The organism is Nocardia sp. NPDC050713 (assembly GCF_040654315.1).
GTDB lineage: Bacteria > Actinomycetota > Actinomycetes > Mycobacteriales > Mycobacteriaceae > Nocardia.
The window spans coordinates 163,370-175,889 of sequence record NZ_JBFAHS010000005.1 but is presented as its reverse complement, the minus strand read 5'-3'; the positions used below and the strand labels follow the sequence as shown (position 1 = coordinate 175,889).

Annotated in this window: 14 protein-coding genes; 8 read left to right on the top strand and 6 right to left on the bottom strand. The window is 68.5% G+C overall.

The features are described 5' to 3' along the window. Window positions 1-64: 64 nt before the first annotated feature. From AB0H49_RS12255 to AB0H49_RS12240, 4 genes are all read left to right on the top strand, one after another. Complete coding sequence (locus tag AB0H49_RS12255; protein WP_357250436.1) at window positions 65-1,285, top strand: cytochrome P450; 1,221 nt, start codon at window positions 65-67, stop codon at window positions 1,283-1,285. Between the two features lie 30 nt (window positions 1,286-1,315). Then, window positions 1,316-1,510, top strand: coding sequence for a ferredoxin (locus AB0H49_RS12250; RefSeq protein ID WP_355001967.1), 195 nt, complete (start codon window positions 1,316-1,318; stop codon window positions 1,508-1,510). A gap of 139 nt (window positions 1,511-1,649) precedes the next feature. Then, the gene (locus tag AB0H49_RS12245; protein WP_357250432.1) at window positions 1,650-2,180 is read left to right on the top strand and encodes a GtrA family protein; all 531 of its coding nucleotides are present in this window, start codon (window positions 1,650-1,652) and stop codon (window positions 2,178-2,180) included. A gap of 79 nt (window positions 2,181-2,259) precedes the next feature. Then, window positions 2,260-2,823, top strand: coding sequence for a GyrI-like domain-containing protein (locus AB0H49_RS12240; RefSeq protein WP_357250429.1), 564 nt, complete (start codon window positions 2,260-2,262; stop codon window positions 2,821-2,823). Between the two features lie 19 nt (window positions 2,824-2,842). On the opposite strand, the gene AB0H49_RS12235 is transcribed toward AB0H49_RS12240, so the two are convergent. From AB0H49_RS12235 to mca, 3 genes are all read right to left on the bottom strand, one after another. Beyond that, window positions 2,843-3,406 (bottom strand): TIGR03086 family metal-binding protein, encoded by a 564-nt coding sequence (locus AB0H49_RS12235; protein ID WP_357250426.1) that lies wholly within the window; start codon window positions 3,404-3,406, stop codon window positions 2,843-2,845. A gap of 356 nt (window positions 3,407-3,762) precedes the next feature. After that, window positions 3,763-4,038, bottom strand: coding sequence for a hypothetical protein (locus AB0H49_RS12230; RefSeq protein ID WP_357250970.1), 276 nt, complete (start codon window positions 4,036-4,038; stop codon window positions 3,763-3,765). Beyond that, window positions 4,038-4,904: a mycothiol conjugate amidase Mca gene (gene mca, locus AB0H49_RS12225; protein WP_357250967.1), complete on the bottom strand. Its 867-nt coding sequence runs from the start codon at window positions 4,902-4,904 to the stop codon at window positions 4,038-4,040. The genes AB0H49_RS12230 and mca overlap by 1 nt, the downstream gene beginning before the upstream one ends. A 117-nt stretch (window positions 4,905-5,021) precedes the next feature. Between mca and AB0H49_RS12220 the strand changes: the two genes are divergently transcribed. Next, complete coding sequence (locus AB0H49_RS12220; RefSeq protein ID WP_355001972.1) at window positions 5,022-5,486, top strand: DUF4307 domain-containing protein; 465 nt, start codon at window positions 5,022-5,024, stop codon at window positions 5,484-5,486. A 323-nt stretch (window positions 5,487-5,809) separates the two neighbouring features. Further along, complete coding sequence (gene greA / locus AB0H49_RS12215; RefSeq protein ID WP_355001973.1) at window positions 5,810-6,307, top strand: transcription elongation factor GreA; 498 nt, start codon at window positions 5,810-5,812, stop codon at window positions 6,305-6,307. Window positions 6,308-6,450: 143 nt separating this feature from the next. Here the strand turns inward: greA and AB0H49_RS12210 are convergent, their stop codons facing one another. After that, window positions 6,451-7,596: a cystathionine gamma-synthase gene (locus tag AB0H49_RS12210; RefSeq protein ID WP_355001974.1), complete on the bottom strand. Its 1,146-nt coding sequence runs from the start codon at window positions 7,594-7,596 to the stop codon at window positions 6,451-6,453. A 93-nt stretch (window positions 7,597-7,689) separates the two neighbouring features. Here AB0H49_RS12210 and AB0H49_RS12205 point away from each other — a divergent pair, with 93 nt between their 5' ends. Together AB0H49_RS12205 and AB0H49_RS12200 are read left to right on the top strand one after the other, a co-directional pair. After that, on the top strand, window positions 7,690-8,868 hold the full coding sequence (locus AB0H49_RS12205; RefSeq protein ID WP_357250421.1) for an acyl-CoA dehydrogenase family protein: 1,179 nt from the start codon (window positions 7,690-7,692) through the stop codon (window positions 8,866-8,868). A 101-nt stretch (window positions 8,869-8,969) separates the two neighbouring features. Then, window positions 8,970-9,338: a DUF6401 family natural product biosynthesis protein gene (locus AB0H49_RS12200; protein WP_357250417.1), complete on the top strand. Its 369-nt coding sequence runs from the start codon at window positions 8,970-8,972 to the stop codon at window positions 9,336-9,338. A gap of 186 nt (window positions 9,339-9,524) precedes the next feature. Here AB0H49_RS12200 and AB0H49_RS12195 read toward each other — a convergent pair whose 3' ends face one another. Continuing rightward, a complete protein-coding gene (locus AB0H49_RS12195; RefSeq protein WP_357250414.1) occupies window positions 9,525-10,697 on the bottom strand; it encodes a hypothetical protein in 1,173 nt (390 codons plus the stop codon). A 421-nt stretch (window positions 10,698-11,118) separates the two neighbouring features. Further along, window positions 11,119-12,507, bottom strand: a complete 1,389-nt coding sequence (locus tag AB0H49_RS12190; protein ID WP_355001979.1) for a cystathionine beta-synthase — start codon at window positions 12,505-12,507, stop codon at window positions 11,119-11,121. Between the last annotated feature and the right edge of the window lie 13 nt (window positions 12,508-12,520).

The window sequence follows — 12,520 nt, the reverse complement described above, 5'->3', positions numbered from 1 at the left end:
TGTCAGTCGCATGACAGGTCGGTCGGCGACCGTGGTCGCTACAACCGATACGAAAGGCAATCCGATGAGTGGAACGGTTCCCATCCCGCACGGCCTCCCCATGGAACGCGATGCGGGCCCCTTCGCCCCGCCCAGCGAGATCACCCGGCTGCGCGACGCTCGCCCGGTCAGTCCCTTGATGTTCCCCGACGGCCACGAGGGCTGGCTCGTCACCGGATACGACGCGGTCCGCCAAGTCATGGCCGACACCCGCTTCAGCTCGCGCCAGGACATCGGCGTCCTGCACGTGCCGTACGAGACACCAGGCATGCCCGTCCCCACGGAACCGTCCCCGCAGATTCCCGGCTTGTTCATCGCCATGGACCCGCCGGACCACACCCGGCTGCGGCGCATGCTCACCGGCGCCTTCACCGTCAAACGCATGAAGCAGCTCGAAGAGCACATCATCGACGTCGCCGAGCGGCAATTGGACGCGATGGCGCGGATGGCGCCTCCGGTCGACCTGGTCAAGGAATTCGCGCTGCCGGTGCCGTCCCTGGTGATCTGCGAAATGCTCGGCGTCCCCTACGCGGACCGGGCGACCTTCCAGGTCAACTCCGCCAAGTTCTTGGTCAAGGATCAGGCGCTCGAGGAGAAGATGGCCGCGTACGGCGCGATGACCACCTACCTCGCCGAACTGGTCGTCCGCAAGCGCGCCGAACCCGGCGACGACATACTGTCCGACCTGGCGCGCCACGACGAGCTCAGCGTCGAGGAGCTGACCGGCATCGCCTTCCTGCTGCTGCTCGCGGGTCACGAGACCACCGCGAACATGCTGGGACTCGGCACCTTCGCGCTCCTCGAACACCCCGAGCAGCTGGCCGAGCTGCGCGCGAACCCGGACCTGCTGCCCGATGCCGTCGAGGAACTCCTGCGCTACCTGTCCGTCGCCGACATCTTCTACCGCTACGCCACCGACGACATCGAGATCGGCGGCGAAACGATCGCCAAGGGATCGACCGTCGTCGTCTCGCTGCTCGCCGCCAACCGCGACCCCGAGCGCTTCGACGACCCCGACACCCTGGACATCCGTCGCGAGGCCCGCGGTCGCCTCGCTTTCGGTCACGGCATCCACACCTGTCTCGGCCAGCAACTCGCCCGCATCGAGATGCGCGCCGGTTTCGCGGGATTGTTGCGTCGCTTCCCGACGCTCGAGCTCGCCATCCCCGCCGACGAGGTGCGGCTGCGGACCGACATGAACATCTACGGCGTCCACGAGCTGCCGGTCACCTGGACGGCCTCGTAGCCCGTCGGTCACGAAAGGAGAGGACGAGAGTTGCGAATCTCAGTGGATCGGGAGCGCTGTATCGGCGCGGGCATGTGCGCTCTCCTCGCGCCCGCGGTCTTCGATCAAGACGACACCGACGGCAGGGTGCGGTTGCTCGATTCGAACCCGCGGCACGGCCACTCGGCACTGCGGGAGGCCTTGGACGCCTGCCCGTCCGGGGCGCTCGAAATCGACGAGGCCTGACCGCCGACCCGGCGTCGGGCGTGGCCACGACGTGCCGCTGTCACGGCGCCGGGCGGCGTCTTCCAGGCCGAAGCCCGTGTCAGTGGCCGTGTCAGTCGGGTGTCAGGTCGGTATCAGCCGCGCTGGCGACAGTATTCCTGTGAACAGCACAGCAGTTGCGGCTTCCGGGCTGCGAAACGTGTACGGGGACAAGATGATCCACGCGGGTATGGATCTGCGGATCGGCACCGGCCGCTACCCGGCGCTCGGTACGGAATGGCTCGCCCGCGGGACGCGGTTCTTGCGCGGGGAGCACGTCTTCGCCCAGCTGATCCGCTTCGCCTTGGTCGGCGGTTCCAGCAATATCGCCTACGTCCTGCTGTTCATGGCCATGAGCGGGTTCGGCCCGCTGGTCGCCAATATCGCGGGCTCGATCGTCAGCACGGTGATCGCGAACGAACTGCACCGGCGGCTCACCTTCCACGCGGCCGGACGGGTCGGCTGGTTCACCGCGCAGTGGGAAGGCGGTGGGCTGGCGCTGATCGGCCTGCTGATCTCCACGGCGGCGCTGGCCGGGCTCGAGTTCTCGGCGCCCGGCCTAGGCGAGTTCGCGCAGGCGGGCGCCGCGATCGCCATCATGGCGGCGGTCGGCGGTATGCGGTTCCTGGCGCTGCGCGGCTTCGTCTTCTGAAACGCATGGGCGCGTACCGCTTGACTCTCCCGTAGCTGGAAATCCGAGGCTCGATCGAAGCCCTACAGAAGGAGACACCGTGAAACTCGATTTGGCCAAGAGCGACAAGCAGTACTACACCGCGCCGACCGACCCGGTTCTGCGCACTTTCGACGGCTACGACTACGCCGCCATCACCGGCAAGGGCGCACCCACCGGCCCCGAGTACACCGAGGCCGTCGCGCTGCTCTATCGGTCCGCCTACCGGGCCAAGAAGCTCGCCAAGGCGGACGGACGAGATTTCGTGGTGCCCAAGCTCGAGGGCCTGTGGTGGGTCGAATCCGACGAGCCGCCGCTGTCGGTGCCGCGCGAGGAGTGGCACTGGACGATGATGATCCGCATGCCGGAAGGGGTCACCGCGGCGATGATCGGCGAGGGGCCCGTGCGTTTCGAGCGGCTTGTCGAGGGCGAGGCGGTCCAAGCGCTGCACGTCGGGCCATACGCGACGGAACCGGAGACTCTGGCACGGATGGAAGCCTTCATGGCGACCGAGGGGCTGGCGGTGAGCGGCCGCCATCACGAGATCTATCTGACCGACCCGCGCAAGAGCGCGGGCGACCGCACCAGGACGATCCTGCGGCACCCGGTGCGGCGCTCGGCTTGATCAGCCGATCAGGCCGGATTCACCACTTGCGACCGGTGTAGGCCAGTAGCTTGCGGTGCGGCGGCGCGTCGTCCGGAATCGACACCTCGGCCTCGTAGATCCCCGGCGTGCGGTAGACGTCGATGCCACCCATGCTCCGCATCGTCTCCAGCATCTCGGCGCACAGCGCGTCGTCGGCCAGATCGGGGCGGTCGATCGCCAAGGCGATGTCCACGCCGTGCACCACGATCTCGGTGAGGTGGATCATCGCGGCGGCCGGTCCCGGCGTCGGGCCGAGACCGAGATGCACCGTCGCGGTCGGCACGTCGGGCCTGCGCCACGCGGCGCGGTCCACCTCCGCGGCGGCCGCGTAGGCGCCCTGCGGGTCGCCGCCCAGCCAGTCGTCGCCGCGCGCGCTGCGCGGATCGTTCCCACTCAGCGCGGCCGCGTACGTATGCATCCCACCCACCGTGTGGTTCAGCACCGCCCGCACATCCCAGTCGCTGCACGGCGTCGGCGCGGCGAGCAGGTCGTCGTCGACTGCGGCGACGATGGCGCCGGTCATGTCGAGCGCGCGGTCGATGTGGCCGATCAGAGTGTCCATGGGCATCCTTCGGTCGAGCGGAGTTGGAGCATTGATAGCACGACCGGCTGACACGTGTCGGCCGACGCAGCGGGGACCACACCTGCCCCGCGTCACGGCGAAAACGCTTGTGCCCGGCGGAAAATCGGGAATCCACGGCGACGAAAGCATTCACCTGTGCTGGTGAAAGCGTTGTGCGTCAAGAGAATTGGCGATCGCTGCGGTGACCGCTCGAAAGAGCGGTTCTGGAACCGGTTCCGGCACGAGCTGTGACCAACTCGGCACTCGCGCCGAGTGTCAGCCCACTCGACAACGTGCCACGGGGAGCTCGAAATCCCCGGCCGGTGAGCGCGACAACGCTACCGCGGCAACGGCGCTCAACCGGTTTGCGGTCGCCCCTCCGCACCCGCGTCGTCGGGCCCGTCGGCGCGCTGCACGGCGCCGTGGTCGGTCCCCTCGTCGGCCTTTTGATCCGGTTCCGGATGCTCGGGTTCGAAGGTCGGCGGCAGATTCTTCAGGTGCCGGTTCATCGAGCGCACCAGCAGGAAGGTGCCAGCGAGCAGCAGCAGGATGATGGCCAGACCCAGCGGCGAGGCCTTGCCGAATTCGGGACCCGTCGGAGTGTTCGGGGTTTGCGCGAGTAGGACCAACATCACCGGGTCGCGTCCTCGATGCCCGCGAACAGGTCGTTCTCCGGGATGGCGGTGCGCACGCGGGTCTTGGCCAGCTCGAACTCCTCGGTCGGCCACAGCCGCTGCTGCATCTCCAGCGGGATCGCGAAGAACGCGCCGTTCGGATCGATCTGGGTGGCGTGCGCGCGCAGCGCGTCGTCCCGCTGCGGGAAGTACTTGCCGCACTCGATCTGGGTGGTGACCCTGGACATCACGTCGCCGCGCTCCACCGCGTAGGCGCGGATGCGGTCCAGCCACTCCTGCAACGGGAAGGGCTCACCCATCTGCTCGTACTCGGCGGCGAACAGCTCCAGCCGCTTCATGCTGAACCCGTGGTCGTAGTAGAGCTTGAGCGGCGTCCACGGCTCGCCCGCGTCGGGGAAGCGCTCCGGATCGCCCGCCGCCTCGAACGCGGCGACCGACACCTGGTGGCAGCGGATGTGGTCGGGGTGCGGATAGCCGCCGGTCTCGTCGTAGGTGGTGATCACGTGCGGCCGGAACTCGCGGACCACCCGGACCAGCGCCTCGGTCGCCTCCTCCAGCGGAACCAGCGCGAAGCAGCCCTCGGGCAGCGGCGGCAGCGGGTCGCCCTCCGGCAGGCCGGAGTCGACGAAACCGAGCCAGGTCTGGCGCACGCCGAGCGCGCGGGCCGCGGCCGCCATCTCCTCGCGACGGATCTCATCGATGCGCTCCAGCACCCCGGGTGTGTCCATCGCGGGGTTGAGGATGCTGCCGCGTTCGCCGCCGGTCAACGTCACGACGAGGACCTCGTGGCCCTCGTCGGCGTATCGGGCGGTCGTCGCGGCACCCTTGCTGGATTCGTCGTCTGGGTGGGCGTGCACCGCCATGAGGCGAAGGCCACTCACGTCTGTTCACCGTCGCTCTCGGTCGCGGGTGTCGGGTCTTCGTTCCCTATAGTTCCATTCGACCGTCTTTTGTTCCGACGTACCCCCCGGGAGCGACCAGTGACGAGCGATCCGACGCCCGCGAGCAGCGGCGACTCGGCCGCCGACCAGGCGGCGCGACACGCCGACCGCTACGGGACGAAACCGCGGACGCCGCGCCGCACACTGGCGCTGGCCTTGGGCGTCGTCGTCATCGCCGCGGGCATGGGCGTCGCCTTCCTCGGATTCCAGAAGTTCGGGCCGAAGGACATCGACGCCGAGCAGCTCGGCTACACGATCGTCGACGACTCGACCATGACGATCCGGCTGAAGGTCACCCGCGACGAGCCCGGCGAACCGGTCGTCTGCTTCGTCCGCGCGATGGACCGCGACGGCGCCGAGGTGGGCCGCCGCGAGGTGCTGATCGCTGCGTCGCCGAGCGGAACCGTCGAACTCACCACCACGGTTCGCTCCTCCGCGCGACCCGCCGCGGGCAACGTCTACGGGTGCAGCGACCACGTTCCGGAATACCTCCGCGCGGGCTGATCGCCCGCCCAGATCGGACCATTCGGAAGCGAATCGGCGGCGCGACGCCGACAAAACAAACTCCGACCTGCATGTTTGTGATTCATGCTAAAATGGCGTGATACACGGTTCCGCACCCCGGAGCCGTGTTTGCTGCATTGGCGGCCAGCGCTGCACGTTCCGGGTTTTCGGGTTTGCCCGGAACGTCCTGTTGGGGTCCGAGGAACCAACCCCCGGGGATCGCTCTAGCCGTCGGCTGGTGCATGCCCGCCCCAAGGTGGGTAATGCAGCAGTGCATCAGGGAATCCCGGCCCGCCGGGAACAACTACTAGGGAGTGATCGAGATGACCGAGACGAACGTGACCTGGCTGACCCAGGAGTCGCACGACAGGCTCAAGGGCGAACTCGACGCGCTCATCGCCAACCGTCCGGTCATCGCCGCGGAGATCAACGAACGTCGGGAAGAGGGCGACCTCAAGGAGAACGGCGGATACCACGCCGCGCGCGAGGAGCAGGGCCAGCAGGAAGCCCGCATTCGCCAGCTCCAGGAGTTGCTGAACACCGCCAAGGTCGGCGTCGCGCCGACCAAGTCCGGCGTCGCGCTGCCGGGCTCGGTCGTGAAGGTCTACTACGACGGCGACGAGTCCGACACCGAGACCTTCCTCATCGCGACCCGCGAAGAGGGCCTGCGCGGCAATTCCAACCTGGAGACCTACTCGCCGAACTCCCCGCTCGGCGGCGCGCTCATCGACGCGAAGGTCGGCGAGACCCGCGAGTACACGCTGCCGAACGGCAACACCATGAAGGTGACGCTGGTCAGCGCCGAGCCGTACCACAGCTGATCGCGCCGCGCGTCCGCCGTCGGCGCGCAGACACCGGCCCGGTCGCCGACCGGATCCGCCACGAGAAAACCCGACAGATACGCGAGCGGCCGCACTCGATCCCGAATGCGGCCGCTTCGTCGTATCCATCCCTGTCTCTGTCCTTACTTCGCGAGCGCCTGCTCGACGTCGGCCAGCAGGTCGCTGATGTCCTCGATGCCGACCGAGAGCCGCACCAGATCGGCGGGCACCTCCAGCAGCGAGCCCTCGGTGGACGCGTGCGTCATGGCGCCGGGGTGCTCGATCAGCGATTCGATGCCGCCGAGCGACTCGGCCAGGGTGAAGATCTTGGTGCGCGAGCAGAAGTCCAGCGCGGCTTCCTTGCCGCCGTGCAGGCGCACCGAGATCATGCCGCCGAACCGGCGCATCTGCTTGTCGGCCACCACGTGTCCGGGGTGCTCGGGCAGGCCGGGGTAGATGACCTGGGAGATGGCCGGATGCTTGGCGAGGAACTCGGCGAGGGTTTCCGCGTTGTCGCAGTGGCGCTCCATGCGCACCGCGAGCGTCTTGGCGCCGCGCATCGTGAGGTACGCGTCGAACGGGCCGGGCACCGCGCCCGCGCCGTTCTGCAGGAAGGCGAAGGCCGCGTCGAGTTCCTTGTCGTTGGTGATCAGCGCGCCGCCGACCACGTCGGAGTGGCCGCCGAGGTACTTGGTGGTCGAGTGGACCACGATGTCGGCGCCCAGCAGCAGCGGCTGCTGCAGGTACGGGGTGGCGAAGGTGTTGTCCACCACCAGCTTCGCGCCCGCGGCGTGCGCGATGTCGGCGAGCGCGGGGATGTCGCCGATGCTGAGCAGCGGGTTGGTCGGGGTCTCGACCCAGATGAGCTTGGTGTTCGGGCGGATCGCCGCGCGCATCTCGTCGGTGTTGAACACGTGCGCGGGCGAGTGCTCGATGCCCCACTGGCTGAACACTTTGTCGATCAGCCGGAAGGTGCCGCCGTAGGCGTCGTCCGGGATGACGATGTGATCGCCGGGCCGCAGCGTCGCGCGCAGCGCGCAGTCGGTCGCGGCCATGCCGGACGCGAAAGCCCTTCCGTAGCGGCCCGATTCGAGCGCGGCGAGGTTCGCTTCCAGCGCCGTCCGGGTCGGGTTGCCGGTGCGGGCGTACTCGTAGCCGCCGCGCAGCCCGCCCACACCGTCCTGGGCGAAGGTCGAGCTCGCGTAGATGGGCACGTTGACCGCGCCGGTCTGGGGATCGGGATCGAATCCGGCGTGCACGGCGCGTGTGGAGAATCCCAGCTCACTCATGGGGACAGCGTAGAGAAGCCACTCCCGGGCTATCCGCCCGGGGCGCGCCGTGACGCGGGTCTCATCGCCACGGCGGCCAATTACGCTGAGGCCATGGTTACTGTCGAAGAACTGTTCGCGATCGATGCCCTGCTCTCCGCGGAGGAGCGCGAAATCCGGGATACCGTCGCGGCCTTCGCGGCGCAGCGGCTGCGCCCGCACATCGCCGACTGGTTCGAGGCGGGCACCTTCCCGGCTCGCGAAATCGCCCCGGAACTGGGCAAACTCGGCCTGCTCGGCATGCACCTCGAGGGCTACGGATGCGCCGGGATGTCGGCGACGGCCTACGGCCTGGCCTGCCAGGAACTGGAGGCGGTCGATTCCGGCGTGCGCAGCATGGTGTCGGTGCAGGGCTCGCTGGCGATGACCGCGATCCACAAGTTCGGCTCCGAGGAGCAGAAGCAGCGGTGGCTGCCGGATCTGGCCGCGGGCGCCGCGCTTGGTTGTTTCGGACTGACCGAACCCGACTTCGGCTCCAACCCCGGCGGCATGCGCACCAGGGCCAAGCGCGACGGCGACGACTGGGTGCTCAACGGATCGAAGATGTGGATCACCAACGGCTCGGTGGCCGATGTCGCGGTGGTCTGGGCCTACGCCGAAAACGGCGACGCCAAGCCCGTGGTGCGCGGTTTCCTGGTGCCCGCGGGAACGCCCGGCTTCACCGCGCGCGAGATGCACCGCAAGCTCTCGCTGCGCGCGTCGATCACCGCCGAACTCGACTTCGACGACGTGCGGCTGCCCGCCGACGCCGTGCTTCCGGAATCGAGCGGACTGAGCTCGCCGCTGGCCTGCCTGAGCGAGGCCCGCTTCGGCATCATCTTCGGCGCACTCGGCGCGGCCCGCGACTGCCTCAGCGCCGCTATCGACTACGCGAGGTCCCGCGAGGTGTTCGACAAGCCGCTGGCCGGCTACCAGCTCACCCAGGGCAAGCTCGCCGACATGGCGCTGGAACTCGGCAAGGGCCAGCTGCTCGCGGTGCACCTCGGCCGGCTCAAGGATCGCGGCGAGATCAGCGCCGAGCAGATCAGCGCGGGCAAGCTGAACAGCACGCGGGAGGCCATCGCCATCGCGCGCGAGTGCCGCACCATCCTCGGCGCCAACGGCATCACCCTCGACTACCCGGTGCTGCGGCACGCCAACAACCTCGAGTCGGTGCTCACCTACGAAGGGACCGCGGAGGTGCACCAGCTCGTGCTCGGCAAGGCGCTCACCGACGCCAACGCGTTCCGCTGAGTTACACGCGAGTAATTTGCTGGATCAATTACCGTGCGTCGATCGGCAATTGGTCGAATATCACATTTTGATATACCTCCGCCGATTGCTAGCATTGCCGGGTGTTTTTGCTTGGACCCGCGCTGCTCGAAGTGTCGGCGCGCCGAATGCTGAACCGCCTGCACACGACGCACGGGGTGCCGGCGCGTACCGCCGCCGCGGAATTTCCCGCGGTCTCGGCGGCGCTCGATCAGCACGCCGCCGCCGTCCGCGACATCCTCGACTTCGGCGTCGACGACGCTTCCTCGGTGCCCGCCGAGGTGCTGCTCGCCGGATACGTCCGCGGGTTGCTCGACCATGTCGGCGAGCCGGACGCCGTGCCCATGACGAGCGACGCGCCCGTGGATGCCCCGGGCTGGGTCCAGGCCGACTGGTTGCAGATGCGACTCGCGGGCGTCTGCCAATTCGCGGGTAACCAGCCTCCCCGGTAGGCGTTGTCGCCTCGGCACGTCGAACTCGGCGACACCGGGCTACTTCGGCACCTGACCAGCTCGGGTCCATCGCGGCCCACGCTAGGCACACCTTCGGCGACGGGCAATCGCGGCCCCCGGCTGAGACCCACAGAACGAACGTCCGCCCCGGGCGGACCCGGGGCGGACGTATCGATATTCCAGCATTTACCGCGGCTCGGGCGATTCCCCGCCGTACTCGGTGTACTCGCTGCCGCCCTGCGGGTAGCCGCCCTGGCCACCCTGCGGATACGTGCCACCCTGACCACCCTGCGGATAACCGCCTCCCTGACCGCCCTGCTGTGGATAGGCGCCACCCTGACCACCCTGCTGCGGATAGGCGCCCCCCTGACCGCCCTCCGGGTAGCCGTGCCTGCCGCCCTCGCGGTAACCACCGCCCTCGGGATATCCGCCGCGCTGGCCGCCCTGCGGATAGGCACCACCCTGACCACCCTGCGGGTAGCCACCGCCAGGACCCTGGCCGTACCCCGCGCCCTGTCCCTCGACGTAACCGCCCTGCTGCTGCGGGTAACCCTGCTGGCGCCCGCCCGCCATGGCCTCCTCCGGCGCCAACTGCTGAGCACTCGCGGGCTGAGTCGCCCACTGCTGTTCGCGGGACGCGTCCTCGCGGCCGCGCTGGTACGCCTCCGCATGGCCGCGCATCGCCGGCACCTCCTGCTCGAGGTTGCGCAGCCAGCTGTCCCAGCGCCGCTGCATCGGCCGGACGAGACCGCCGCCGACACCGACCACCAGGATGCCGCCGATGGTGGCGAGCACGGCGATCAGGATGGGCGTGGTGACCGTGGTGGCGACGCCGATCTGGTTCAGCGCCGCGATGATGCCGACACCCCAGACGAACACCGAGGCCAACGTGCCGAGCATGCGGCCGTAGGACAGGCCGCCGAGGGCGTTGGTGACCAGTTCGCGGACCGCGTGCGCGATGGCGCCCGCGACGACGATGATGACGATCGCGACCGCGGCCTTGGGCAGCCAGGACACGATGCCGTCGAGCAAGTCGCTGACCGGGTTCGGCCCGAACACACCGAAGCCGAGTTGCAGCGCGATCAGCAGGATCGCGTAGTAGGCGAGCTTGGCGAGCAGGTCCGACGCGTCGTATTTACTGCGCTCGAGCATCTTTCTCACCCCGCCGCGCTCGACGAGTCGATCGAAACCGACCCGCTCCAGCACTTTGTCGACGATCGTCGCCACCGCCTTCGCGACGATCCAGCCGATCAGCAGGATGACGAGGAAGCCCGCGAGCTTGGGCACGAACGTCGCGATGGAACTCCACGCGTCCGAAAGCCCTTGCTGGAAATCGATAGCCAAACTGGAGGTATACACCGCGCCCTTCCCTTCGCTATCCGATTACGCCAGGGCGATTGCCGAGGCGACTTTCCAGGCCGGTTATACCCCTGAAAATCGGCGGAAATCCCGAATTTGCGAAGAAATTGCCCGTTTCGACATACCCCTCGAAGTAGGCGCGCGCACGACGCGGCCGAACTCGCCGCCGAGGGCTGATCGAAGCCCATGGGCCGCGCGAAATGGACTGCGCACCAGAAAATTTCGCGTCACGGCGAAATCGCGACGAAGCCGACCATACGGGCACCGACGCCGACCATACGGGCACGGACGCCGAGGCCCTCGTCACCGCGGACCAGGCCCTGTCTCGAAGTCCCATCCGGCGCACCGGCCGGACTTCGTGACACGGCCTAGCGGTAACACCGAGCGCATAGCCCCCGGACTGCGTGCGCGGCGTGGCTGGTCAGTGACCGATGCGGCCGGTGCTCAGGAAGCCGAGCAGGTCGTGGCGGGTGATGACGCCGACCGGCTTGCCGTCCTCGACGACCATCAGCGCGTCGGTGTCCGACAGCGCCTTGGTCGCGGCGGAGATGAGCTCGCCGGAACCGATCAGCGGGAACGACGGGCTCATGTGCTCGGCCACCGAATCGGTGAGCTGCGCGCGTCCTTCGAAGACCGCGGAGAGCAGGTCGCGTTCGGTGACGCTGCCCGCGACCTCACCGGCCATCACCGGCGGCTCCGCACCGACGACGGGCATCTGGGAGACGCCGTACTCGCGCAGGATCTCGATGGCGTCGCGCACCGTCTCCGACGGGTGAGTGTGCACCAGATCGGGCAGCTCGCCGGACTTGCCGCGCAGCACGTCGCCGACCAGCGGCTCGGGGCTGCCGTCGAGGCGGGTGCGCAGGAAACCGTAGGAGCTCATCCAACGGTCGTTGAAGATCTTGGAGAGGTAGCCGCGACCGCCGTCCGGCAGCAGCACGACGACGACCGCGTCCGGGTCGCGCCGCGCCACCTCGATGGCGGCGACGACGGCCATGCCGCAGGAGCCACCGACCAGTAGACCCTCCTCGCGGGCCAGCCTGCGGGTCATGTCGAAGGAATCGGCGTCGGAGACCGCGATGATCTCGTCCGGCACGGCGGGGTCGTACGCCGACGGCCAGAAGTCCTCGCCGACGCCCTCCACCAGATACGGACGGCCGGTGCCGCCGGAGTAGACCGAACCCTCCGGGTCGGCGCCGATGACCTTGACCTTGCCGCCGGAAACCTCCTTGAGGTAGCGACCGGCGCCGGTGATGGTGCCGCCGGTTCCGACGCCCGCGACGAAGTGGGTGACCTTGCCTTCGGTGTCGCGCCAGATCTCCGGGCCGGTGGTCTCGTAGTGGCTCTGGGGGCCGCCGGGGTTGGAGTACTGATCCGGCTTCCACGCGCCATCGATCTCGCGGACCAGGCGGTCGGAGACGCTGTAGTAGCTGTCCGGGTGGTCCGGCGGCACGGCGGTCGGGCAGACCACCACCTCGGCGCCGTACGCGCGCAGCACGTTGCGCTTGTCCTCGGAGACCTTGTCCGGGCAGACGAACACGCACTTGTAGCCGCGCTGTTGCGCGACGAGCGCCAGTCCGACGCCGGTGTTGCCGGAGGTTGGCTCGACAATGGTTCCGCCCGGCTTCAGCAGCCCCGCCTGCTCGGCGGCGTCGATCATCTTCACCGCGATGCGGTCCTTGGCACTGCCGCCCGGGTTCAGATATTCGATCTTGGCCGCCACGAGCCCGTCGGTCGGGCCGACGACATTGTTCAACCGGACCAGGGGCGTGTTGCCGATGAGGTCCACGACGTGATCCGCGATGCGCATAGCCCTATCGTTG